Annotated in this window: 21 protein-coding genes; 12 read left to right on the forward strand and 9 right to left on the reverse strand. The window is 72.3% G+C overall.

Annotated elements, in window-relative coordinates:
* Window position 1 precedes the first annotated feature (1 nt).
* From ABJI51_RS30830 to ABJI51_RS30855, 6 genes are all read left to right on the forward strand, one after another.
* Window positions 2-412, forward strand: a complete 411-nt coding sequence (locus ABJI51_RS30830; RefSeq protein ID WP_348954556.1) for a GPW/gp25 family protein — start codon at window positions 2-4, stop codon at window positions 410-412.
* Window positions 412-2,373, forward strand: coding sequence for a putative baseplate assembly protein (locus ABJI51_RS30835; RefSeq protein WP_348954664.1), 1,962 nt, complete (start codon window positions 412-414; stop codon window positions 2,371-2,373). Before ABJI51_RS30830 ends, ABJI51_RS30835 begins: the two co-directional genes overlap by 1 nt.
* Complete coding sequence (locus tag ABJI51_RS30840) at window positions 2,370-2,909, forward strand: phage tail protein (protein ID WP_348954557.1); 540 nt, start codon at window positions 2,370-2,372, stop codon at window positions 2,907-2,909. The genes ABJI51_RS30835 and ABJI51_RS30840 overlap by 4 nt, the downstream gene beginning before the upstream one ends.
* A gap of 2 nt (window positions 2,910-2,911) precedes the next feature.
* Window positions 2,912-3,892: a zinc ribbon domain-containing protein gene (locus ABJI51_RS30845; RefSeq protein WP_348954558.1), complete on the forward strand. Its 981-nt coding sequence runs from the start codon at window positions 2,912-2,914 to the stop codon at window positions 3,890-3,892.
* A 30-nt stretch (window positions 3,893-3,922) separates the two neighbouring features.
* The gene (locus tag ABJI51_RS30850; protein WP_348954559.1) at window positions 3,923-7,969 is read left to right on the forward strand and encodes a translocation protein TolB; all 4,047 of its coding nucleotides are present in this window, start codon (window positions 3,923-3,925) and stop codon (window positions 7,967-7,969) included.
* Window positions 7,970-8,061: 92 nt separating this feature from the next.
* On the forward strand, window positions 8,062-9,387 hold the full coding sequence (locus ABJI51_RS30855; RefSeq protein WP_348954560.1) for a COG1470 family protein: 1,326 nt from the start codon (window positions 8,062-8,064) through the stop codon (window positions 9,385-9,387).
* Window positions 9,388-9,480: 93 nt separating this feature from the next.
* On the opposite strand, the gene ABJI51_RS30860 is transcribed toward ABJI51_RS30855, so the two are convergent.
* The 3 genes from ABJI51_RS30860 to ABJI51_RS30870 form a co-directional block, all read right to left on the reverse strand.
* Window positions 9,481-10,107 carry a response regulator transcription factor gene (locus ABJI51_RS30860; protein ID WP_348954561.1) on the reverse strand — a complete coding sequence of 209 codons (627 nt, stop codon included), beginning with the start codon at window positions 10,105-10,107 and terminating at the stop codon, window positions 9,481-9,483.
* Between the two features lie 99 nt (window positions 10,108-10,206).
* The gene (locus ABJI51_RS30865; protein ID WP_348954562.1) at window positions 10,207-10,860 is read right to left on the reverse strand and encodes a response regulator; all 654 of its coding nucleotides are present in this window, start codon (window positions 10,858-10,860) and stop codon (window positions 10,207-10,209) included.
* Window positions 10,861-10,864: 4 nt separating this feature from the next.
* Window positions 10,865-11,542, reverse strand: coding sequence for a sensor histidine kinase (locus ABJI51_RS30870; RefSeq protein WP_348954563.1), 678 nt, complete (start codon window positions 11,540-11,542; stop codon window positions 10,865-10,867).
* Between the two features lie 540 nt (window positions 11,543-12,082).
* Between ABJI51_RS30870 and ABJI51_RS30875 the strand changes: the two genes are divergently transcribed.
* Window positions 12,083-12,211: a hypothetical protein gene (locus ABJI51_RS30875; protein WP_348954564.1), complete on the forward strand. Its 129-nt coding sequence runs from the start codon at window positions 12,083-12,085 to the stop codon at window positions 12,209-12,211.
* Between the two features lie 51 nt (window positions 12,212-12,262).
* On the opposite strand, the gene ABJI51_RS30880 is transcribed toward ABJI51_RS30875, so the two are convergent.
* Window positions 12,263-13,654: a KamA family radical SAM protein gene (locus ABJI51_RS30880; protein ID WP_348954565.1), complete on the reverse strand. Its 1,392-nt coding sequence runs from the start codon at window positions 13,652-13,654 to the stop codon at window positions 12,263-12,265.
* A gap of 131 nt (window positions 13,655-13,785) precedes the next feature.
* Here ABJI51_RS30880 and ABJI51_RS30885 point away from each other — a divergent pair, with 131 nt between their 5' ends.
* From ABJI51_RS30885 to ABJI51_RS30895, 3 genes are all read left to right on the forward strand, one after another.
* Window positions 13,786-15,381 (forward strand): amidohydrolase, encoded by a 1,596-nt coding sequence (locus tag ABJI51_RS30885; protein ID WP_348954566.1) that lies wholly within the window; start codon window positions 13,786-13,788, stop codon window positions 15,379-15,381.
* A 141-nt stretch (window positions 15,382-15,522) separates the two neighbouring features.
* On the forward strand, window positions 15,523-17,136 hold the full coding sequence (gene lnt, locus ABJI51_RS30890; RefSeq protein WP_348954567.1) for an apolipoprotein N-acyltransferase: 1,614 nt from the start codon (window positions 15,523-15,525) through the stop codon (window positions 17,134-17,136).
* Between the two features lie 26 nt (window positions 17,137-17,162).
* Window positions 17,163-17,930, forward strand: coding sequence for a polyprenol monophosphomannose synthase (locus tag ABJI51_RS30895; RefSeq protein ID WP_348954568.1), 768 nt, complete (start codon window positions 17,163-17,165; stop codon window positions 17,928-17,930).
* On the opposite strand, the gene ABJI51_RS30900 is transcribed toward ABJI51_RS30895, so the two are convergent.
* Window positions 17,917-18,669 carry a class I SAM-dependent methyltransferase gene (locus ABJI51_RS30900; protein WP_348954569.1) on the reverse strand — a complete coding sequence of 251 codons (753 nt, stop codon included), beginning with the start codon at window positions 18,667-18,669 and terminating at the stop codon, window positions 17,917-17,919. The two genes, ABJI51_RS30895 and ABJI51_RS30900, sit on opposite strands and share 14 nt — an antisense overlap.
* Before the next feature lie 35 nt (window positions 18,670-18,704).
* On the opposite strand from ABJI51_RS30900, the gene ABJI51_RS30905 reads away from it, so the two are divergent.
* Entirely contained in the window at window positions 18,705-19,499 is a 795-nt protein-coding gene (locus ABJI51_RS30905) for a PIG-L deacetylase family protein (protein ID WP_348954570.1), read from the forward strand.
* Here ABJI51_RS30905 and ABJI51_RS30910 read toward each other — a convergent pair.
* Entirely contained in the window at window positions 19,432-20,181 is a 750-nt protein-coding gene (locus ABJI51_RS30910; RefSeq protein WP_348954571.1) for a DeoR/GlpR family DNA-binding transcription regulator, read from the reverse strand. The genes ABJI51_RS30905 and ABJI51_RS30910 overlap by 68 nt on opposite strands.
* Before the next feature lie 49 nt (window positions 20,182-20,230).
* Here ABJI51_RS30910 and ABJI51_RS30915 point away from each other — a divergent pair, with 49 nt between their 5' ends.
* Window positions 20,231-20,842, forward strand: a complete 612-nt coding sequence (locus ABJI51_RS30915) for an NUDIX domain-containing protein (RefSeq protein ID WP_348954572.1) — start codon at window positions 20,231-20,233, stop codon at window positions 20,840-20,842.
* Window positions 20,843-21,118: 276 nt separating this feature from the next.
* Here the strand turns inward: ABJI51_RS30915 and ABJI51_RS30920 are convergent, their stop codons facing one another.
* The 3 genes from ABJI51_RS30920 to ABJI51_RS30930 form a co-directional block, all read right to left on the reverse strand.
* Window positions 21,119-21,466 carry an RNA polymerase-binding protein RbpA gene (locus tag ABJI51_RS30920; RefSeq protein ID WP_003081521.1) on the reverse strand — a complete coding sequence of 116 codons (348 nt, stop codon included), beginning with the start codon at window positions 21,464-21,466 and terminating at the stop codon, window positions 21,119-21,121.
* Between the two features lie 227 nt (window positions 21,467-21,693).
* Entirely contained in the window at window positions 21,694-22,446 is a 753-nt protein-coding gene (locus ABJI51_RS30925; protein WP_348954573.1) for a thymidine kinase, read from the reverse strand.
* A gap of 21 nt (window positions 22,447-22,467) precedes the next feature.
* The gene (locus ABJI51_RS30930; RefSeq protein ID WP_348954574.1) at window positions 22,468-23,868 is read right to left on the reverse strand and encodes an MFS transporter; all 1,401 of its coding nucleotides are present in this window, start codon (window positions 23,866-23,868) and stop codon (window positions 22,468-22,470) included.
* Window positions 23,869-23,956: the final 88 nt, after the last annotated feature.

The following is a 23,956-nucleotide window of genomic DNA, read 5'->3' on the forward strand; positions in this document are numbered from 1 at the left end:
GGTGGACTTCCTCGGCAAGGGCCTGGCGTTCCCGGTGCACACCGACGCGACCGGGTCGATCGCGCTGGTCGGCGGCGAGCGCGAGGTCGTCGAGAGCATCCGGCTGATCCTGGCGACCGCGCCGGGGGAACGGCCGATGCGCCCGGAGTTCGGCTGCGCGGTGCACGACCTGGTGTTCGCGCCCGCGGACGCGGCGACGGCCGGGCAGATCGCCTACGAGGTGCGGACGTCGCTGGAGCGCTGGGAGCCGCGGATCACCCTCGACGACGTCGTGGTCAGCTTCGCCGAGGCCGACCAGGGGACGCTGCTGATCGACATCCGCTACACCCTGCGCGGCACCAACGACCCACGCAACCTCGTCTTCCCGTTCTACGTCATCCCGCCGCACGAGTCCACAGAGGACGGTGCGTGATGTCTCTTCCGCTGCCCAACCTCGACGACCGCCGGTTCCAGGACCTCGTCGACGAGGCCAAGTACCTGGTCCAGCGCAACTGCCCGGAGTGGACCGACCACAACGTCTCCGACCCCGGCGTCACGCTGATCGAAACGTTCGCGCAGATGGTCGACCAGCTGCTCTACCGGCTCAACCGGGTGCCGGACCTGCACTACCTGCGCTTCCTCGACCTGATCGGGGTCCGGCTGTTCCCGCCTGCCGCGGCACGCGCCGACGTGACGTTCTGGCTCTCGGCCGCCCGCGACGTCCCGGTGGTCGTCGCCCGCGGCAAGCAGATCGCGAGCGTGCGCAACGAGGTCGAGGACCCGGTCGTGTTCACCGTGGAGCGCACGCTGAACATCGTGCCGTGCTCGCTGGCGCACCTGGCGACCAGCACGTCCGACCCCGGCCTGCCGCCTGCCGACCGCACCGACGAACTGCTGGTCGGCGGCGGTCCGGCGACCTTCGCCGAGAGCCCGGCGCCCGGCGACGCGGTCCTGTTCGGACTGTCGGACGCCGTGCCGGGGTGTGCGGTGCTGCTGCGGCTGGACTGCGAGGTCGAAGGCCAGGGCGTCGACCCGCAGGACCCGCCGTGGCTGTGGGAGGCCTGGGACGGCACCGGCTGGGTGGTGTGCGAGGTCGACCGGGACAGCACCGGCGCGTTCAACCGGGCCGGGGACATCGTCGTGCACGTCCCGGACGGGCACACGATGTCGGTGATCGCCCGCCACCGCGCGGGCTGGCTGCGCTGCCGGCTGGTCGAGCCCAAGCCCAACCAGCCGTTCTTCCAGCGCTCGCCGCGCCTGCACGCGGCCGAGGCCTCGACCATCGGCGGCACGGTCGGCGCGGTGCACGCCGAGATCGTCCGCAACGAGATCGTCGGGACCTCGGAGGGCACGCCGGGCCAGCGGTTCCCGCTCGGGCGCCGCCCGGTCGTGGCCGGGGACGGCGAGCTGGTCGTGGAGGTCTCCGGCCCCGACGGCTGGGAGCAGTGGACCGAGGTGCGCTCGTTCGCCGACTCCGGCCCGGAGGACCGGCACGTGCAGCTGGACCGCGTCACCGGCGAGATCGCGTTCGGGCCCGCGGTGCGCCAGCCCGAGGGCGGTCTGCGGTACTACGGCGCGGTGCCTGCCAAGTCGGCGGCGATCCGCGTGCCCGAGTACCGCTGCGGCGGCGGGCGGCGCGGCAACGTCGCCCGTGAGGTCCTCGAGGTGCAGCGCGACCCGGTGCCGTTCGTCAGCAGCGTGGTGAACCGGCGGCCGGCGATCGGCGGGGTCGACGGCGAGACCGTGCGGGACGCCGCGGTGCGCGGCCCGCTGGTGCTGCGCACCCGCGACCGCGCGGTGACGGCCGAGGACTACGAGCAGCTCGCCCGCGAAGCGGCCCCGGAAGCCGCCCGCGTGCGCTGCATCCCGGCCCACGACGGCAACGGCCGCGAAACCGGCGCGATCCGCGTCCTGGTCGTGCCCGCGGTGCCCGACACCGGCGAGCTGGCGTTCTCGACGCTGATGCTGGACCCGGGCATGCGCAGCCGGATCGAGCAGTACCTGGACGAACGCCGCTGCGTGGGCGCGCTGGTGTCCGTGGAACCGCCGTTCTACCAGGGCGTCACGGTGGTCGCGCGGCTGCGCGCCCGGCGCCGGGCCACGGCGGGCACGCTCGGCGCGCGGGCGACGCAGGCGCTGTACGACTACTTCAACCCGCTCAGCGGCGGCCCGGACGGCGAGGGCTGGCCGTTCGGGCGTCCGGTGCAGTCGGGTGAGGTCTTCGCGGTGCTGCAACGGCTGCCCGGCGTCGAGCTGGTGGAGGACGTGCGGCTGTTCGCGGCGAACCCGATCACGCGGGAACGCGGCGAGCAGGTCGACCGGCTCGACCTGCCGCCCAGCGCGCTCGCGTTCTCCTTCGGCCACCAGGTGCGGGTGCGGGAGGCGGGCGCATGAGACGGGGCATCGCGGGGCTGCCGAGCCCGCATCCGATCGGCGAGCAGCTGCCGGCGGTCTACGCCGAGGACCGGTTCGTGCAGGGCTTCACCGGCGCGCTCGACGAGGTCATCGCGCCGGTGTTGTCCACATTGGACAACTTTGCCGGCTACCTCGAACCCGGGCTGGCGCCGGAGGACTTCGTCGGCTGGCTGGCGCACTGGGTCGCGCTGCGCGTCGACGAGAGCTGGAGCCCGGCGCAGCTGCGGCAGCTGGTGACGCGGTCGGTGGAGCTGCACCGCTGGCGCGGGACCCGGCGCGGCCTGGCCGAGCACGTCGGGCTGCTGACCGGCGGCGTGGTCGAGGTGACCGACAGCGGCGGTGTCGTCGCCTCGCCGCAGCCCGGCGCGCCGCTGCCGGACCCGGGTCCGGCGTGGGTGCTGGTGCGCGTGCGGGTCCCCGACCCTGCCCGGATCGACGAGCGGCGGCTCACGGCGACGGTCGTGGACGCGGTGCCCGCCCACGTGCGGGTCACGGTGGAAGTGCTGGAGGGGTAGCGATGGTCATCTACGCGGAGTGCGGGCACCAGGGGCCCGCCGACGTCGAGTTCTGCGGCGAGTGCGGCCAGTACCTGAAGTGGGACGACGACAAGCCGGTCGCCGTGGCCCCGCAGCCGGTGGCCACGCAGCAGCAGGTCGTGCAGCCCGCCGAGCCGATCGCCCCGGTCCGCCAGCCGGTGCAGCAGACCGTCGACGAGCAGGTCCTCAACCCCGGCGACCTGATCTGCGGCCGGTGCGGCAAGGGCAACGCCCCGTCCCGGAACTTCTGCAGCCGCTGCGGTGCGTCGCTGGCCGAGTCCGAGGTCGTGAAGACGTCGTGGTGGCGGCGGCTGTTCGGCCGCAAACCCAAGGAGCACAAGGCGGGCGAGCGCCCGGGCAAGGACGGCGTCCGCCGCCGCACCGGCCGGGCCGGCGCCGCGCGCCGCACGGTCGGGAAGGTGATCCGCCGGACCATCGCGATGGCACTGGTGTTCTCGGCGCTGATCTACGCGCTGTACACGCCGTTCCGCAGCGCGATCAACACCGCGGCACTCGGTCTGTGGAGCCAGATCACCGGCATCTTCGAGGCCAAGCTGAACCCGGTGCACCCGATCAAGGTGACCGCGACCGCCCAGTCGCCGGGCCACCCGGCACCGCTGGTCAGCGACAACGCCAAGAACACGTTCTGGGCGGCGCCGACCGACCGGGAACCGGCACTGGTGCTCACCTTCGACCACCCGGCGGACCTGCGGAAGGCGATCGTGTACTCCGGCGACGCGGCGAACTTCCAGTCCGCGCACCGGCCGCAGAAGCTGCACCTGGTCTTCTCGACCGGCAAGACCTACGACATGGTGCTGGCCGACACGCCGGACAGCCAGGAAGTCCCGATCGAGAACAGCGAGGGCGCCACGAGCGTCGAGCTGCACGTGGTCGGGCTGCACCGCTCACTCAACGGCACGGACGTCGCGATCTCCGAGATCGAGCTGTTCGAGGCCGGCTGAGTCACCTAACGGGTTTGGGGAGGACTGGCCATGCGCGCGAACCGAGCGGTGGCGGGCGTCGCGGTCGCCGCGGTACTGGGCGGCTGGGCGATCGGCGGCGTGCTCGCGCCCACCGCGGCGCAGGCACCCGCACCGGCGCCGCCGTACCGCGTCGGCTACGTCAGCGACGCCACGACGAGCCTGTTCCAGCCGGGCGGGGACGGCCCGGTGGCGGCGCTGCCCCGCGGCGTCGCCGGGGTCGACTCGGACGCCTCCGCGGGCACCGGCGGCATCGTGTGGGTGAGCCATCGCGCAGCCGAGTCCGGCGGGGCCGAGCGTGACGGCGAGATCTTCTACCTGCGCGACGGCGCCGAAGTCCCGGTGCAGCTGACGAAGGACGAAACCGTCGACACGCACCCGGCGCTGTCGCCGGACGGCCGCTCGGTCGCGTTCGCCTCCGACCGGACCGGCAGCCGGGACCTGTTCGTCGTCGGCGTGGACGGCCGCGGCCTGCGTCAGGTGACGTCGGGACCCGCGTCGGACGACTGGCCGAGCTGGTCGCCCGACGGCACCCGCCTGGCGTTCAGCAGCACGCGCGACGACCCGGCGGGCGACATCTACACCGTCCCGGCCGCCGGCGGGACCCCGGCGCGGCTGACCGCCGACCCGGCCGCGGACACCCAGCCGGCCTGGGGCAAGCCGGGGATCGCGTTCACCACCACGCGGTTCCACCCGGCGGGCGACGTGGTCGTGATGGCCGAGACCGGCGGCGCGGTGACGCGCGCGGTCCCCGACCCCGGCGACTCGTCCGAGCCCGCGTGGTCGCCGGACGGCACGCGACTGGCGTTCACGACGCACGCGGCCGACCCGCTCGGCGACGTCCGGCAGATCGCCGGCCGCGAGATCTCGACCATCGCGGCGCAGCGCGGCACCGGGGAGTCCGAGCCCACGTTCCGCGCGGACGGCCGTCCGGTGTTCACCGAGCTGCGTCCGGACGGCAGCAGCGACATCTGGAGTTCCGACGCCGCCGGCGGCGACCGCCGGGACCTCACCCAGCGCCCGGGTGCCGACGAAGCCGATCCGGCGTTCTCCGCCGACGGCACCCTGCTGGCCTACACCGAGTTCGCGCCCGGCGAGTCGGACGACGCGCGGATCATGGTCGCGAACGCCGACGGCAGCGCGCCGCGTCCGCTGACCGCGCCCGCGCGGACCAAGCGTGAGCAGCACCCGGCGTGGTCGCCGGACGCGACGATGATCGCGTTCACCAACACCGTGCCCGACGGCGAAGGCAGCCGCGACGTCGTCCGGATCGCCCGCGTCGCCGACGGCCGGGTGCTGGGCGACCTCCCGCTGCCGCCGTACCTGCGCGGCCGCGACAGCCAGCCGGTGTGGTCGGCCGACGGCACGAAGATCACCCTGACCAGGGCCGCCACCCGTACCGCGCCGCCCGGACCGTCCAGAGTGGACCCGGCGGTGGTGGACACCCCGGTGGGCCAGGGCGGCTCGACCGCGATCCCCAAGACGGTGGCGACCGACCGGGTCCCGCCGCGGCCGGACATCGTGCTGCTGATGGACCAGACCGACTCGATGGGCGACATCCTCGGGGAGATGAAGCTGAAACTGCAGTCGGTCATCGGCACCATCCACGACCAGGACAAGGACGCGCAGTTCGCGGTGGCGGCCTTCGGCGACCGCAAGGACCCGATCCTGCCCCCGGACAACCCCGCCCCGCTCGGGCGGCTGTTCCAGGTCCAGCAGGACCTGATCGCCCCCGACGACGCGGGCAAGCTGAAGCTGGACCAGGCCTTCGCCCGGATCAACCGGGGCTACGGTGACGACACCGCGGAGGACTGGATCTACGCCCTGCACAAGATCGCCACCGGCGCCGTGCACTTCCGCGAGGACAGCAGCCGGATCATCGTGCTGGTCGGCGACGCGACCAGCCACGATCCCAGCGGCAACCCGGACCGCGATCCGACGTCGACCCGCGTGGCGGCCAGTGCCGAACTGGCGGCCGCGAAGATCAAGCTGGTCGCGGTGCCGGTCGTGACCCGCGGCAGCAGCACCGACGCCGACTACGGGCTGGACCGCAAGCACCAGGCGTCCGACACCATCGCCGAGGTCGGCGGCGTCATCACCCAGACCAGCGACGCGAAGTCCGTCGCGGACGCGATCATCGCCGGCATCGGCGAGCTGCCGGCCACCGTGCAGCCGGTCCCGTTCTGCGACCCCGGCCTGACGCTCACCTTCAGCCCCGAAACCCAGCGCGTGCCCGGCGGCACGAGCGCCACGTTCGTCGAGACCGCGACGGTCGCGCCGACCGCGCCGATCGGTTCGCTGCTGCACTGCCGGGTGGAGTTCCGGCTCAACGGCGAGCGCACCGTGCGGCCCGGCTACACCGAGGACGTCACCGTGCGGGTCAAGGATCCCCGGCTGCCGCTGATCACGGTGCACGACCAGACCGTGACCGGCACCGCCCCGACGGTGATCGAGTATCCCGTGACCGCGGTCGACGCCGACGGGAAGACGCCGCTCACGCCGTCCTGCACGCCCTCCTCAGGGAGCCTGTTCCCGGTCGGGGCGACGACCGTGACGTGCACGGCGACCGGGCGGGCCGGCACCGCGACCGAGACCGCCGTGATGGCGGTCGACCCGGGCGGGGAACGCCGTCAGGAGCTGTGGCAGGTGGCGCTGATCCGCGGGACCGACAGTGTCACCGCCGGAACCCAGCGGAATCTCTCGCCGCTGTTCGGGTCGCCGTGCGGAACCGGGCGGCAGGGTTCGGCGGACGTCTCGCCGGACGGTGCCGCACTCGTCTTCCAGAACGACACCCGGCTGATCTGCGTCGCACCGGCCGACGGCGGCCCGGCCCGGGTGCTGGTCGCCGAGGACAGCTGGGTGGACAACCCGGCCTGGTCGCCGGACGGCACGCTGGTCGCCTACGACAGCGCGCCGAGTGAGTCCCCGTCGAGCGTGCACGTCGTGCCCGCGGCCGGTGGCGCCCCGGCGGTGCTGATCGACAGCCCCGGCGGGGCCTGGGAACCGGCGTTCCAGCGGATCGCCGACGTCGCGGTGACGGCCACCGCCGTCCCGGCCGCGATCCCGTTCAACGGGCTCACGACGTTCGAGTTCGTGGTCACCAACCACGGGGCGGCCGCCTCGCCGGCGGCCGGGCTGTTCGTCCGGCTGACCGCGGGACTGCGGCCACAGCAGCCGATCACCACCGCGGGCACGTGCACGCCGGACCTGGTGTGCACGTTCGGCAGCCTCGCGCCGGGCGCGCAGGTGCGGGTCCGGTTCGGCGCGGCCGGACTGGTGGCCGGGCAGCAGGCGGCGACCGGCACGGTCACCACGGCGGCCCCGGACGGCGACGCGCGGGACAACTCCGCCACGGCGATCGTCACCGTCGCGGCCAAGCCGCCGCCCCCGATCACGCCGGGCTCGCTGTCGGTGGGGCTGTCGGTGTCGGCGGTGCCGGTGTTCACCGGCGGCGACGACGTCGTGCTGACCTACCTGGTGCACAACGGTTCCGGTGCCCCGATGCCGGACGTCCGCCTGGTCACCCAGCTGCCACCGCAGCTGCCCGCGACGTCGGTGTCGCCGGGATGTGCCCCGGGCGGCGGCAGCTGTGCGCTCGGGACGCTGGCGCCGGGGCAGACGGCCGAGATCCGGATCGCGCTGGCGGCCAGGGCGGCGGCGGACACGCCGGTGTCGGGCACGGTCACCACGACCGGACCGGACACCACCCCCGCGGACAACACCGCGAGCGCCCGGGTGGTGATCCGGCAGCCGGTGGTGAAGGTGGAACCGGGCATCGCGCCGCTGGGGTTCGTGCCGCGCGTGACGGGCACGGACTTCCCGCCGGGCGCGACGGTCCGGCTGGCCTGGTCGGCGGGGATCTCGGCGACCCCAGGGCTGGCGACGGTCGGGGCGGACGGGAAGTTCGAGGCACAGTTCCTGGTCTTCCACCACGACCTGATCGGCCCGCGCACGCTGTCGGTCACCTCGGTGACCGGTCCGAAGTTCGGGACGGCGCAGTCGAATCCGATCCTGGTGGTGCTGCGCACGGAACAACCCCCGTTCATCACACGGGGCTGACGGAACAGCTGCCCGTACGGGCAACCACCGGCGCACGGGTGCACACCCGTCCGCCGGTGCCACGACCGAGAGCGAACACGGAGACTTCCGGCATGGGTGCAACGGCGACGCTGTCCGACGCGGGCCTGGTCGCGGAACCGGGTCAGGAGACGAGCTGCTCGGTGACCGTCCGCAACGCGGGACAGGTCGTCGACCAGTTCACCATCGACGTGGTGGGCGACGCGAGTGGCTGGGCCACCGCGGAACCCGCGACGATCAACCTGATGCCGGGGGAGACCGGGACGGTCACCGTGCGGTTCGCGCCGCCGCGGTCCTCCGACGTGCCCGCCGGGGTCATCCCCTTCGGCGTCCGGGTGTTCTCCAGCGAGGACCCGGCAGGCTCGGTGGTCGAGGAGGGCACCGTCGAGCTGGGCGCGTTCACCGAGGTGACCGCCGAGCTGGTGCCGTCGAAGGTGGAGGGCGCGTCCAAGGCGGACTTCGAGGTCGCGGTCGACAACCGGGGCAACCGGCCGGTCGGGGTCGAGCTGAGCGCGCTCGACCCGGAGGACGAACTGGACTTCACCCTCGAGCGCGACCGGGCCGAGCTGGCCCCGGGCACCGCGGCGTTCGTCCGGATGCGGGCCAAGCCGCGGAAACGGTTCCTGCGCGGGCAGCCGATCCGGCACCGCTTCCAGGTGTTCGTGCTCGCCGAGGGGTCCGAGCCGCTCAAGACCGAAGGCACGATGGTGCAGCGGCAGCTGCTGCCGAAGTGGCTGCTGCCGGCGCTCGCCGCGCTGCTGGTGCTGCTGCTGGCGCTGGTGACGCTGTGGTTCACCGTGCTGCGCCCGGCGGTGAAGTCGGCCGCCCGCGAGGCGGCGCAGGAACAGAACCAGCAGATCGTGAAGGCCGCGCAGGACGCGGGCGCGGGCGCCGACCAGGCGCAGAAGAAGGCCGAGCAGGCCAAGCAGAACTCCGAGCAGGCGATGAAGGCGGTCGGCCTGACCCCACCGGCCGACAACGGCGGCACGGCGCCGCCGGACGCGTCCGGCGGTGTCCCCAGCCGCGCGGCGAACCCGGCCAACGGCACCCCGACGGACTTCCGGGTGGCCGCGGACGCGAACATCGACTCGAACGTCAACCGGTTCGCCGAGTTCCCGTACACGATGCCGGACCCGGGCAAGACGCTGGTGATCACCGACCTGATCCTGCAGAACCCGCGTGGTGACACCGGGACCCTGCGGCTGCTGCGGGATTCCGGCGGCACCAAGAGCGTCCTGCTGGAGGTCGGGCTGTCGAACTTCCGCGACCTGGACCACCACTGGCTGCAGGCCTGGCGGTTCCAGCCGGGGGAGAAGATCGTGCTGGCGGTCAGCTGCCAGAACCCGGGGGATCGCGGGCACTGCACGCCGTCGGTCTCCTTCTCCGGCCGGGTCGAGTAGACCGTGCCCGGCCCCGACGGCGTCAAGCGCCCCAATGTGGCATTGGGTGCGTTCAACGCACCGAAGGCCACATTGGGGCGCACTGGCGACGACCTAGATCAGCCCTTCCCGGAGCGCGAAGGCCACGGCGTGGGCGCGGTTGCGCAGCTGGAAGCGGTTGGTGATGTCGTGCAGGATCGACTTCACCGTCCGCTCGGAGTAGCTCAGCTGGTCGGCGATCTCCTTGGTCTCGTACCCGTCGGCGACCAGGCGCAGCACCCGGGTCTCGCGCTGGGACATCCCGGCCAGGTCCCAGCCGTTGGGGTGCAGCACGTCCCGCTGCAACCGGGACACCCGGGACAGCAGCCGCCCGAGCAGGTCGGGCGGCAGGGCGCCTTCGCCGACGGCGGCGGCCTTGATCAGCCGGACGAGGGTTTCGGGGGTGGCGTCGGCGCGGCGGATGATCGCCGACACGCCGCTGCCGACGACGTCGAGCAGTTCGGAGTCCTCCACCTCCCCGGCGACCAGAACGATGCCCGCGTGGTTGGCGCACTGCAGGCTGCGCAGCAGCTGCCGGGCCTCGTTGTTGAGCCGTTCGACGATGACCAGCACCACGGCCGGCTCGCCGGAGCCCTCGTCGGCAAAGCGGATTTCGGAGCGTGACCGCAGTGCGGCCGTGACGCCCGCGTGGGTGATGGTGTCGGTGGCGTGCAGCAGCACCGGAACCTGGTCGGTGATCATCGGTGGCCCTCCCTCGAACGACGTCGGTTCCCTCCGCCCAAGGATCGTGCGGCGGGCCCGCGCCCAACAGGGACCGGGTGTCCCGATGTGTCCCGTTTTTCACTGCTCCGATCGGGCAATGCCCGCCTCCCGGGCCTTGGCGATGGCCTGGGCGCGGTCGGTGACCCGCAGCTTGCGGAAGATGTGGGACACGTGGTTGCGCACGGTCTTCTGGCTCAGCACCAGCGTCTCGGCGATGGAGGCGTTGCCGCGGCCCTGGGCGATGAGCTGCATGATCTCCTTCTCGCGCTGGGTCAGCTGCGGGAACGACTCGTCGCGCGGGGTGGCGGTGCCCAGCAGGGACAGCACGCGGGTGGCGATCGCCGGGCTGAAGATGGCTTCGCCGTCGCCGATGGCGCGGACGGCGCGCAGGACCTGCTCGTTGCGCGCGCCCTTGAGCAGGTAGCCGCGGGCGCCGGCGCGCATGGCGGCGAACACCGCGGCTTCGTTCTCGAACATGGTCAGCATGAGCACGCCGGTGTGCGGGGCGGCGTGCACGATCCGCCGGGTCGCTTCGACGCCGTCGAGGTCGGGGAGGTTGAGGTCCATCAGGACGACGTCGGGTTCGAGCCGTCCGGCGTCGGCGACGGCGGTGAGGCCGTCGGCGGCTTCGCCGGCGACTTCCATGCCGTCGGTGGCCTCGATCATCGCGCAGAGCGCGGCGCGGAAGAGCGGGTGGTCGTCGACGACCAGGACGCGCAGGGTGTCCAGCATCGCGTCACTTCCCGGCGGCGAGCGGCAGCCAGGCGGCAATGCGCGTGCCGCCGGAGGCGACCGGCTCGATCCGGCAGCCGCCGCCGAGGTCGCCGGCGCGTTCCCGCATCGACCGCAGCCCGGTCCCGCCGACGGCGGGCAGGGCTTCCCCGTCGGTGCCGACACCGTCGTCGACGACGTCGACGTGCAGGTCGCCGTCCAGCGGCCAGAGGTGCACGGTGCACTGCCGGGCCCCGGAGTGACGGGCGACGTTGACCAGCGCCTCGCGGATGATCCGGTAGGCGGCGACCTCGACATCGGCCGACAGCGGCGGCAGTTCACCGCGGACGACGACCTCGACGCGCAGCGGGCCGTGTTCGGCGGGCACCCGGTCGGTGAGCGTTTCGGCGTACCGCCGCACGGCCAGGACGAGCCCGGCACCGTCGAGCGCGGGCGGCCGGGCATCGGCGACAATGCGTCGCAGGTCGGTGATGGCGCCGTAGAGTTCGTCCTCGAGCCGGGCGAGAAGGTGTTCGGTCCCGGCCCGGTCCCGGGCAACGAGATCCCGCGCGGCCCGCAATCCGAGCACGGCGGCGGTGAGGGTGGGCCCGAGACTGTCGTGCAGATCGTTGAGCACCCGTCTGAGCCGGTCTTCGTACCCGGCAGGCCGAACGACGTCCGCGACGACGAATGTCCGGCGCATTTTCTCCCCGTCCGCCGAAATGGCCTGGATCCCGCGACGCAAACCGGGGAGCCAGCTCTCGTGCGGGTAGTCCAACCAGCTGCTCCGTTTCACGTAGCGGGTTGGTCACCCGCTGTACTAATCGCCACATCCGGTCCGGGTGTTTCATTCCCGCCGCCCGCCTCCGGTCACGGAATGGTTTCGATGCGGAAACGGGAGTAACGCCGCTGGTTGCCGTCATGATCGCGAATCGCCGGGGACGGGAATGTGCGGAAACGATTCATGAACTAGCCCGCAAACCGGTGGAAGTTCGACAAAGCAAGGCTGCCGAACGCCCCCGCCGTCACACGGCGGATGGCGCAGGCGCCGGGGTGGCGGATGGCAGAACGCCGGAGCCCGCTCGGCCCAGCCGATTGCGGGTGAATTCAATCGTCATCTTCGTGACCGAAAAGAACGACGAATGCGGCGGCGGCCACGGCGATGAGGAAGTGGCGTTGACCACTGTTCAACAGGGTGTCCGCCGGGGTAAGTCCCGAGGGCAAGTACGGCGAAAGGACATCGGTGAACGAGAACCCCACTCCCCGCCTCGTCGCGAACCCGAAGCGCATCCGGATCCGCACCGAAGCGGACCTGCGGCGAAGTGCCCAGCCCGCGTCGCAGGAGACCGGGGCGGCCGCCGGGAAGCGCTGACCGCTTCGGGGGTGCGCGCCACCCGAGGCCGCGCACCCCCGAAGCCGCGGGTCAGGACTGCGGCCGGCTGCTCCACCACTGCTGCCCGGCTTCGGGCAGGGTCGAGATCGGGTCGTAGTACGGGTACCGCCGCTGCAGGGCTTCGGGGTCGTCCAGCTCGATCCCGGTCCGGTAGTTCTTGGTCCAGTAGGAAATCCCCAGTTCCCGGTCGTACTCGGCCAGCTGGTGCACCCACCGCTTCCCGACATACGGAACGTCGCACACGATGCGCGGTGTCGCATACCCCGGCAGGTAGCCCATGATCGCGTGCTGCAGCTCCTGCGCCTCCCACACCGCGACCCGCCAGTGCTCGGCGTTGGGGATCATGTCGCACATGTAGAAGTAGTACGGCAGGATGTTCGCTTCCCCTTGCAGCGCAAAGCAAAGGTCCAGCAGCGCCGCCGGGGTCGCGTTGACGCCGCGCATCAGCACGCCCTGGTTGCGGACGTCGCGGACGCCGACGTTCAACGCCGTCTGGGCCGCTTCGGCCACCAGCGGCGTCACCGACTGTGCGTGGTTGACGTGCGTGTGGATCGCCAGATTGACCCCGCGGCGCTGGGCCGTGACCGCGACGCGCTCCAGGCCCTCGACGACCTTCGGCTGGATCCAGTGCTGGGGCAGGGCCGCCAGTGCCTTGGTCGCCAGGCGGATGTCGCGGACGGTGTCGATGTCCATCAGGCGCATCAGGAACGACTCCAGCTGCGGCCACGGCACGTTGGCCACGTCGCCGCCGGAGACGACCACGTCGCGGACGCCCGGGGTCTTCTTCAGGTACGCGATCATCGCGTCCTGGCGGTCGACCGGCTTGAGGGTCAGCTTGTGCTTCTCGATCTGCTCGGTCGAGTTGCCGACCAGGTCCATGCGGGTGCAGTGGCCGCAGTACTGCGGGCACGTCGAGATCATCTCGGCCAGCACCTTGGTCGGGTAGCGGTGGGTCAGGCCCTCCACCACCCACATCTCGGCCTCGTGCAGCGAGTCGCGCTCGGAGTGCGGGTGGCTGGGCCAGGCCGGGTCGCGGTCGCTGCGCACCGGGAGCATGTAGCGGCGGATCGGGTCGGCGTAGAACGCCTCGGTCACCTTGGCCGGGTCGGTGCCTGCCGTCGGCGCCATCGTGTTGAGCATCTGCGGCGGCAGCAGCATCGACATCGTCGCCATCTCGCGCTGGTCGGCGAGCAGGTCGTCGTAGAAGCGTTCCTCCAGCAGGTCGCCCATCAGCGCCTTCAGCTGCTTGACGTTGCGGACGCAGTGCACCCGCTGCCACTGCGCGTCACGCCACTCGGCCTCGGTCACGTCGTGCCAGTCGGGGAAGCGGCGCCAGTCGGGTTCCACCAGCTCGGCGCGGGCGTACTCGTAGGGCTGGTCATAGGCGGCGGCAGGCGTCACAGGTTCCTGGATCGCAGTCACTTGTACTCCTAGTCGTCGGGAACGCGTGAAAATATCCTGTCAGAACGTTCTCGCGAAGTAAATCTTCCTGCATCACCGCTTGAGTTCCCCCACGTGGAGGAAGCCGCGCCGAGCGGGGCAGACTCAGGGGCGTGACGGACGAACACACGACGCTCCTGCTCGGCGGCCGCATCTACACGCCCACCGGTCCGGACGCCACGGCGATGGCGGTCACTGGCGGCACCGTCGTCTGGACCGGGCAGGACGCCCCGGCCCGCGCCCTGCACCCCGGCGCCGAGATCGTCGACCTCGACGGCGCGTTCGTCGCGCCCGCCTTCGTCGACGCCCACGTCCACGCCACCGCCACCGGCCTGCACCTGACCGGTCTCGACCTCACCGGCCTGCGCGACCGCGCCGAGCTGCTCGCCCGCGTCCGCGACGCCGTCACCCCCGGCCAGGTCCTGCTCGCCCACGGCTGGGACGAATCCACCTGGACCGACCCGCGGCTGCCCAGCCGCGCCGAGCTGGACGACGCCGCCGGCGGCGCCCCGGTCTACCTCAGCCGCGTCGACGTCCACTCCGCGCTCGTCTCCACCGCGCTGACCGAGCTGGCGCCGGCCGCCCGCACCGCCGACGGCTGGTCGCCCGACGGGCCGCTGACCCGCGGCGCGCACCACGCCGTCCGTGCCGCGGTGCGTGCGGCGATCACCCCGCAGCAGCGCGACCGCGCCCAGCGTGCGTTCCTCGCCGAAGCCGCCCGGCACGGCATCGTCAGCGTCCACGAGTGCGCGGGCCCCGACATCTCCGGCCGCGACGACCTCGCCGCCCTGCTCGCCCTCGCCGGACCGGACACCCCCGAGGTGGTCGGCTACTGGGGCGAACTGGGCGCCGTGGACACCGCCCGTGAACTCGGCGCCCGCGGCCTGGCCGGCGACCTGTTCGCCGACGGCGCCCTCGGCTCGCACACCGCGGCGCTGACCGAGCCGTATGCCGACCAGGCCGGGGCGGGGACGCTTTACCTCGACGCCCACCGCGTCGCCGAACACCTGGCTGCCTGCACCGAAGCCGGGCTGCAGGCCGGCTTCCACGTCATCGGCGACGCCGCCGTCGCCGAAGTCGTCGAAGGCTTCCGCCTCGCCGAGAAGCAGGTCGGGCAGCGTGCGCTCGCGGCCCGCCACCACCGGCTGGAGCACCTGGAGATGGTCACCGCCGAGCAGGCGAAGCTGCTGGCCGGCTGGGGCGTGGTCGCGTCGGTGCAGCCGCTGTTCGACGCGCTGTGGGGCGGCACGGAAGGCATGTACGCCGAACGGCTCGGCGCGGACCGCGCGGCCGGGCTGAACCCGTTCGCGACGCTGGCCGCCGAGGGCGTCCTGCTCGCCTTCGGCTCCGACGCCCCGGTCACGCCGCTGGACCCGTGGGGCAGCGTCCGCGCGGCCGTCTACCACCGGACGCCGGGCGCGGGCCTGTCCCCGCGGGCGGCGTTCACCGCCCACACGCGCGCCGGGCACCGCGCCGCGGGCGTCAACGACGGCGTCACCGGCAGCCTGGTCCCGGGCGCACCGGCGCACTACGCGATCTGGGACGCGACCGACCTGGTCGTGGCCACCCCCGACAGCCGCGTGCAGCGCTGGTCCACCGACCCGCGCGCCGGGGTGCCGCCCCTGCCGCGGCTGGAACCGGACGCGCCCCTGCCGCAGTGCCTGCGCACGGTCCGCGCCGGTCACGTCCTCCACGACACCCTCGCCTGAAAGCTGCTGAAGGGCACCTTCCGTGCATGTGACGCAAGGAAGGTGCCCTTCGCTGCACCAGACGCAAGGAAGGTGCCCTTCAGCTCACCGGGTGGACCGCTGCCGAGGCGAGCCGGGGCCCATCACCTAGAGTTGTCACCCGTGGCAGTCACCGTGGCCGACCCCGAACCGGGCGTCCCGCACCAACCCGCGCCGTCGCGGCGTTTTCCGCGCGCGTGGCTGCTGCGGCTGGCCGCCGCGCTGGTCTCCGGCTTCGTCTACTACCTCAGCTTCGCGCCCCGCCCGTTGTGGTGGCTGGCGCCGCTGGCGTTCGCCGGACTGGCCATCGTGCTCCGCAACCGCAGCTTCCGCGGCGGGTTCGGCTACGGCTTCGCCTTCGGATTCGTCTTCTTCCTCCCGCTGCTGACCTGGCTGCTGGACTTCCTGGGCCCGGACTTCGGCCCGTGGCCGTGGCTGGGCCTGTCCCTGGCGCTCGCGCTGTACTACGGACTCGCGGGTGGCCTCATCACGCTGGTGACGCGCCTGCCGCTCGGCCCGCTGTGGGCCGCGCTGGTGTTCGTCGCACTGGAGACGCCACGGGCGTGGTTTCCCTTCGGGGGATTCCCGTGGGGCCGTGTCGCGTTCAGCCAGCCCGAAGGCGCCTTCCTGCCGCTTGCCTCGGTCGGCGGTGCCCCGCTGGTCGGCCTCGCCGTCGTCCTGTGCGGCTTCTGCCTGGCCGCGTTCGCCGTCCGGGTGTGGGAGGCCCGCAAGCTCACCCGGCCCGCCGTCTTCGCCGCCGCCGGGACGCTGCTGCCGCTCGTGGCCGGGCTCACGCTGTGGCCCACGGTCGGCACCGGCGCGCAGGACGGCGAGCGGACCGTCGCGACCGTCCAGGGCAACGCCCCCGACATCGGCCTGGCGCTGCAGGGGGAGCGTGGCCTGCTGCGCCGCAACACCCTCGCCGAAAGCGAGCGGCTGCTGGCCGCGGTGAAGGCCGGGCAGGTGCCGAAGCCGGACCTGCTCATCTGGCCCGAAAGCGCCACCACCGTCACCGGCCCGGACCCGCAGGTCGACCAGCTGGTGGCGAGCTTCGGCGTCCCGGCGCTGATCGGGGCGATCTACGAGCTGCCCGACGGGCACCTGCAGAACTCCGTCATCGACTGGGACCCGCACACCGGACCCGGCGCGCGCTACGCCAAGCAGCAGCTGGTCCCGTTCGGCGAGTACGTCCCGGCCCGCAAGGTCGCCGAGCTGGTGACGCCGTTCCTGGACGCCGAGACCGTCGACATGGTCCCCGGCGACGGGACGAACCAGGCGATGCCCGCGGCGGGCACGAAGGTCGGGGTGTTCGTCTGCTACGAGGCGGCGTTCGACTACCCGGCCCGCGACGCCGTCCGCGACGGCGCCGAACTGCTCGTGGTCCCCACCAACAACGCCTGGTACGGCCGCAGCGAGATGAGCGAGCAGCAGCTGGCGATGTCGCGGCTGCGCGCGGTCGAGCACGGCCGCGCGGTCGTGGTCTCGGCGGTGTCGGGAGTGAGCGCGATCGTCGCGCCCGACGGGTCGGTGACCAGCTCAACGGGCCTTTTCACGGCGGAATCGCTGGTCGGGCGCGTGCCGCTGCGGACAGAGACTACGCTGTCGGATCGACTCGGTGCGTGGACGGAGTACGGGCTGCTGGCACTGGCGATCGCCGGGGTGGCCGGCGGGCTCGTACTCCGTTTTCGCACCCGGCGCGGCAGCGCCGGCACGGCAGCAGGGGAAGCGGCGCGCTGAGACGCCGCGGATTCGGAGGAAGACGGATGTCGCAGGCGCCGCGGGGGGCCGGGGAAATCGAGCCGGTGCTGGTGGTGATCCCGACGTACAACGAGCGGGAGAACCTCGGCCCGATCCTGGATCGCCTGCACAAGGCACTCCCGGACGTGCACGTGCTGGTGGTCGACGACGGCAGCCCGGACGGCACCGGTGAGTTCGCCGACGAGCGGGCCGCGGCCAACGAGCGCGTCCACGTGCTGCACCGCACCGAGAAGGCCGGCCTGGGCGCGGCCTACATCGCCGGCTTCCGCTGGGGCCTGGCCCGGGAGTACAACACGATCGTCGAGATGGACGCCGACGGCTCGCACGCCCCGGAGGACCTGCCCCGGCTGCTGGACGCGGTCGGCGACGCGGACCTGGCGATCGGCTCGCGCTACGTCCCGGGCGGCGCGGTGGTCAACTGGCCGCTCAACCGCCAGATCCTCTCCCGCGGCGCGAACCTCTACTCGCAGCTGGCGCTGGGCATGCGGGTCCGCGACATCACCGCCGGGTTCCGCGCCTACCGCCGCCCGGTGCTGGAGAAGCTGGCCCTGGACGAGGTCAACAGCCACGGCTACTGCTTCCAGATCGACCTGACCATCCGCACCGACGACGCCGGGTTCGAGATCGTCGAGGTGCCGATCACGTTCACCGAGCGCGAGATCGGCGAGTCGAAGATGAGCGGCTCGATCATCCAGGAGGCGTTCCTGCGGGTGGCGAAGTGGGGCCTCGAGCGCCGCTGGCAGCAGCTGCGGAAGCTGGTCAAGCGCGGCTGAGCCGCGCGGTCACGAGCCACGTCCGGGCACCGAGCAGGACACCTTCGGCGGTCTCGTGCGCGGCGAAGGCCTCCCGCAGGCGGGGCACCGAGTGCGCGTCGCCGAGGGCGAGCAGCTGCTTGACGTCCAGCAGGCCGAGGGCGAACTCGCACGCCGTCGCGGCGTCCGGGCCGTAGCACACCGGGTCACGCAGCTCGGTGAACTCGACGCCGGTGAAACCGGCACCTTCGAGCAGCGCCCGCGTCCGGGCCGGGTCGCCGAGGGAGAAGTGCGGCCCGGGCGGTGGCGGCGCCGCGGCGGGCGCCAGGGCCTCGTGCAGCACCGAGTACCACTCGTTGCGGTCGCGCTCCTGCCACACGAGCAGCACCAGCCGTCCGCCGGGACGCAGGGCACGGGCGAGGTTGGCGAACGCGGCGGGCGGGTCGGGGAAGAACATCGCGCCGAAGCGGCTGAGCACGACGTCGAAGGCCGCGGCCGGGAACGGGTGGGTCTGGGCGTCGGCGACGGCGAACGCCGCTCCGCCCAGTTCGCGGGCCCGCGCGATGGCAGGCTCGGAGACGTCGACGCCGAGGACGTTCCCGCCGGCCTGTGCCGCCTCCCGCGTCGATTCGCCGGTGCCGCAGCCGACGTCGAGGACGTCTTCGCCGGGCTGCACGGCGGCCGCGGCGCGGAACCGCTCGTTGTGCCTGCGTACCTCCTCGTCGAAGACGGCGGCGAAGCGGACCCGGTGCTCACTCATGTCGTCTTCTCCCGTTCTGGGCCATCATGGGGCCGATGACGACCATCGTGGCCTTCCACGCGCACGCCGACGACCCCGTGCTGCTCAGCGGCGGCACCCTGGCCCGCGCCGCGGCCGGCGGGCACCGGGTGGTGGTCGTCGTCGCCACCGACGGCATGGACGCCGAAGCGCCCACCCCGCGGTGGCGGGAACTGGAGGCCGCCGCGGCGATCCTCGGCGTGCACCGCGTCGTGCACCTGGGCTACGCCGAGAGCGGGCACGGCCCGGTGCGGTATCCCGATCCGCCGGGGCGGCAGCGGTTCGTCCGCGCGGACACCGAGGAGGCCGCGCACCGGCTGGCGGCGATCCTGCAGGAGGAGCACGCCGGCCTGCTGCTCGGCTACGACCCCAACGGCGGCTACGGCCACCCCGACCACGTCAAGGTCCACCAGGTCGCCCGCCGCGCCGCCGGGCTGACCGGGACGCGGCTGCTGGAGGCCACGATGCCGCGGGACGTCGTCGTGCGGCTGGCCCGGCTGATCCGCGCGCTGCGGATCCCGTTCCGCTACGACCTCGCCGCGCTCGGGCAGGCCTACAGCCCCGCCTCGGCCATCACCGACCGGTTCGACGTGCGCCGCTTCGCCGCGCGCAAGCAGGCGGCGCTGGCCGCGCACGTGTCCGACGTCCGTGGTTCCGGGCGGCTCGCGCCGGTGCTGCGGGTGCTCGTGTGGCTGCCGGCGCCGGTGTTCGGGCTGGTCGCCGGCCGCGAGTGGTACGTCGACGTCACGCGGGCAGGATCGGCACCCCGCGCTCTGCCAGTTTCTGCACGTTTGGGTCGTCGGCGTCGGTGACGATCCCGGCGACGTCGGCGAAGGGCAGGACCGTGAACCGCGAGGCGGCGCCGAGCTTTTCCGCGCTCGCCAGCACGTAGGTGTCGGCCGCGCGCCGGGCCAGCGTCCGTTTCATCGCGGCTTCCTCGGCGTCGCCGGTGGTGAGCCCGGCGTCGGGGTGGACGCCGGTGACGCCGAGCAGGAAGACGTCGGCGCTGATCGACTGTGCCACCTCCGCCGCGGCCGCGCCGCAGGTCACCGCCGAGTGCCGGAACAGCCGCCCGCCCAGCAGGAACACCTCGATCCCGGGATGGTCGAGCAGGGCGACGGCGACGGTCGGGCTGTGCGTCACGACGGTCGCTTCGAGGTCGCGGGGCAGGGCCTTCGCCACGGCGAGGGTGGTGGTGCCGCCGTCGAGGATGACGGTCGAGCCGGGCCGGACCAGCCGCGCGGCGGCCGCGGCGACCCGGTTCTTGCCGTCGACGGCGATGGCGGTGCGGCCGGCGTAGTCGGCAACGGCGGGGGAGACGGGCAGCGCGCCGCCGTAGACGCGCTGGCAGAGCCCGGCGGCGGCGAGGTCGCGCAGGTCCCGGCGGATGCTGTCCTCGGAGACGCCGAGTTCGGCCGCGATCTCCTTGGCCAGCACCTTGCCGTCCACCGCGAGCCGGGCGAGCAGCAGGTCCCGGCGTTCCCCGACCAGCATTGCACGATCCTCCTTGTTCTTGCCGAGTCGTGCACATTATGGTCGGGGCATGACTGCTGCGACAAGCTTGTCCCGCAATCCGCGTGTCCGGGTGACCGACGTCGAGCTGGTGGCCAGGGCCTGGCACGTGCTGCGCCGCACGACGTTCGAGTACCAGCACCGCGACGGCCACTGGACCACCGAACAGCGCGAAACCTACGACCGCGGCAACGGCGCGACGGTCCTGCTCTACGACCTGCGGGGCGGCACGGTGCTGCTGACCCGCCAGTTCCGCTACCCGGTGTACGTCAACGACCACCCGGACGGCATGTTCCTGGAGACGGCGGCGGGCCTGCTCGACGAGGACGACGCGGAGACGGCGATCCGCCGCGAGGCGCAGGAGGAGACCGGGGTGCGCATCGGCGAGCTGCAGCACGTGTTCGACGTGTACACAAGCCCGGGCTCGGTGACCGAGCGCCTTCACTGCTACGCGGCACCCTACGACCCGTCAGCCCGCGGCGAGGGCGGCGGGATCGCCGCGGAGGGGGAGGACATCGAGGTGGTCGAACTGCCGTTCACCGAGGCGCTGAGGATGATCGGAACGGGGGAGATCGCCGACGCGAAGACCATCATGCTGCTGCAGTGGGCAGCACTGCACGGCCCGTTCCGCGACGCGGACTGAGGCAGGCCGAAAGGTGGAGTTGAGTGGTCTGCCGCGGCCGTTCGTCTCACCAGACGCCAGGAACGTCCCTTTCAGCCCACGGCCCGTGAGCGGCGACCAAGCTTTCGGCCCGCGGCCGTGGCGCGGCCATCAGCCCTTTCGGTCTGCGGGCCCGGCGCAGCGGACGGGGCGTTCGGGCCCGGCGTGGTCACCGGGGCATGCGAAAGGCCCCCGCGGGGGGAGGGCGCGGGGGCCTTTCCGTTGTGGTGGGAGCGGTGGCTACGGGCCGGGCGGGGGCTACGCGGACCGGGAGGTCCGGCGGCCCTTCAGCTCGGCGAGACGTTCGTTCAGCAGGTCCTCGAGCTCCGGGATCGTGCGCCGCTCGAGCAGCATGTCCCAGTGGGTGCGCGGCGGCTTGACCTTCTTCTGCTCGGGCTGCCCGCCATCGACGATCTCCGACTCGCTCCCGTGCAGGCGGCACTCCCAGACCGTCGGGATCTCGGCGTCGTCGGAGAACGGCACCTCGAACTCGTGGTTCTTCGGGCAGGCGTAGCGCACGGTGCGGCGTGGGGCGAGGTCGTGGTTGCGGTCGGTCTCGTAGCTGACCGCTCCCAGCCGGCTTCCACGAAGAACACGGTCGGCCATGATGGGGGTCCTTTCAGTCAGCTCCGGGGTGGAGCCAGGGTGATGCTCACCCTATGCAACGACTCAGGGCCCGGGAGGATTCCCGGACAGCCATGTCGTTGCTCACGATGAGCTGCGTCACCCGCCGGCATCAGCTTCTCCTAGTAGGAGGCATTTCGCGCTCCGACGTGACGTCAATACGGCCTTCTTAGTGCTGATATCCCCCGGATGGGCTACTGGGACCCGCGTCAGGTCAACCGTAACTGACCGTGATGAGCGGTAACCGGCCCCAGGTCACCCGCCCGAAAGTGGCGTCGGCACAATACCTGATAACGCACCGTAGTGAAATCGGCCTCAAAACGCGCTGAAGCTGAAGTTTCAACTACGGATTGTTCGGTATCTGCCACCACGACGGTGTCGCCCTCGCGCACCACCTCGCCGTCGACCACCCGCGCGTTGAACCGCCCCGGCAGCCCGCACCAGCACAGCACCTCCACCTGAACCGGCTGCAGCTCGTCCGCCAGTTCGAACAGGCGAGCGGCACCCGGGAACAACCGGCTCCGGAAGTCCGTCGCGATCCCGAAGCAGTACACGTCGATCTCGACCTCGTCGGCCAGCTCCGCCAGCTGGTCGACCTGCCCGGGGGAGAGGAACTGCGCCTCGTCCACCACGACGTAGTCCACGTGCTGCCCGCGCGCCCACTCCTGCCGCACCAGCTCCCGCACATCGGTGTCCTCACCGACCTCCACCGCCTGCCGGGTCAGCCCGATCCGGCTGGAGATCTGCGGCGCCCCCGACCGGTCGTGGCGCACCAGCACCAGCCCCCGGCGGCCCTGCCGCGCGTGGTTGTGATCGATCTGCAGCGCGAGAGTCGACTTCCCGCAGTCCATCGGCCCGTAGCAGAACTTCAGCCTGCCCACCGGCGGCGTCCCGCGGCGCGAACCCGCCGCGGGGACCGACGACAGGGCGTCCGTGGGGTCGGAGTCGTTGAGCAAGGTCACGACGCCCGACCCTATCGGTGGCTAAAGAACACCCGGCGGGGTGTTGCCCGCCGCCACGATCGCCCGCCGCACCGGCACCAGCCACACCAGCACCAGACCCACCGCGAAGAACACCACCAGCGCCACGATCGCCAGCCGGAACGACCCCGTCGCCTGCCCCACCCCGGCGAACACCAGCGGCCCCAGCCACGACGTCCCGCGCTCACCCACCACGTACAGCGAGTAGTACTGCGCGTCCTTGCCCTTCGGGATCATCTGGCTGAACAACGACCGCGACAACGCGTTCGTCCCACCCAGCACCAGCCCGATCCCCACCGCCACCGCCAGGAACTGCACCAGCTGCCGCGGTTGCACGAAGTACGCCCCGCCCAGCACCACCACCCACAACGCCAGGCTGCCCAGGATCGTCCGCTTCGCCCCGACCCGCCGCGCCACCATCCCGTGCAGCGTCCCACCCAGGTACGCCACGAACTGGATCACCAGGATCGTCACGATCAGCACGCCGTTGCCGAACCCCAGCTCGTCCTTGCCGTACTGCGCCGACACCGTCACCACCGTGTTGATGCCGTCGGTGAAGACCAGATAGCTGCCCAGGAACGCCAGCGTCAGCGGAAACGCCTTCGCCGACACCAGCGTCTGCCGCAGCTCCGCGAACCCCGCCCGCAGCACCGACCGCCCCGCCACGACGTCCACCGGCGTGTGCCGCCGGGGGAGCGCCCGCACCGCCGGCACCGTGAACGCCGCCCACCACAACCCCGACGTCAGGAAGCAGATCTGCACCGCCAGGCCCTCGCTGACCCCGAACGCGGCATGCCCCAGGTAGAACCCCAGCTGCAACGCCAGCGCCAGCCCGCCACCCAGGTATCCGAACGCCCACCCCTTCGCCGAGATGTCGTCCCGCTCGTCCGGCCCGCCGATGTCGACCAGGAACGAGTAGTACACCACCAGCGAACCGCCGTACCCGATGTTCGCCACGACGAACAGCACCGCACCCAGCTGCCAGTCCGACCCCGCCAGGAAGAACATCGCCGCCGCGGCCGCCGCACCCAGGAACGCGAACCCACCCAGGATCCGCCGCTTGTTGTGACTGCGGTCAGCCACCGCACCCGCGATCGGCAGCACCAGCACCTGCACCACCGTCGCCACCGACAGCAGATACCCCCACACCGAACCCGCCGGGAAGTGCAGCCCGAACAACGACACGTCACAGTGCTGCAGCGTGTCGGTCTTCCCGGCCGCGTCGACACACGGCCTGTCCCCGTTAAGGGTGAAGTTCGTCTTCGCGTCCGCGGCCGCGATCGAGCTCATCGACAGCGCCCCGAACACCGTCGTCGTCGACGAATAGAACGGCGAATTCGCCCAGTCGTAGAAATACCAGCCCCAGCGCTCGCGCTGGGTCGAGCGCGCCCCGGCCAGCGTCATCCACGGCTCCTTCACCTCGAGAACGTCCAGGTCAGCGCGGACACTACGGGCAGGCGACGACACCGGCCGCAGCACCACCGAAACCGTG

The sequence above is a fragment of the Amycolatopsis melonis genome (genome assembly GCF_040064235.1).
GTDB classification, from domain to species: Bacteria; Actinomycetota; Actinomycetes; order Mycobacteriales; family Pseudonocardiaceae; genus Amycolatopsis; species Amycolatopsis melonis.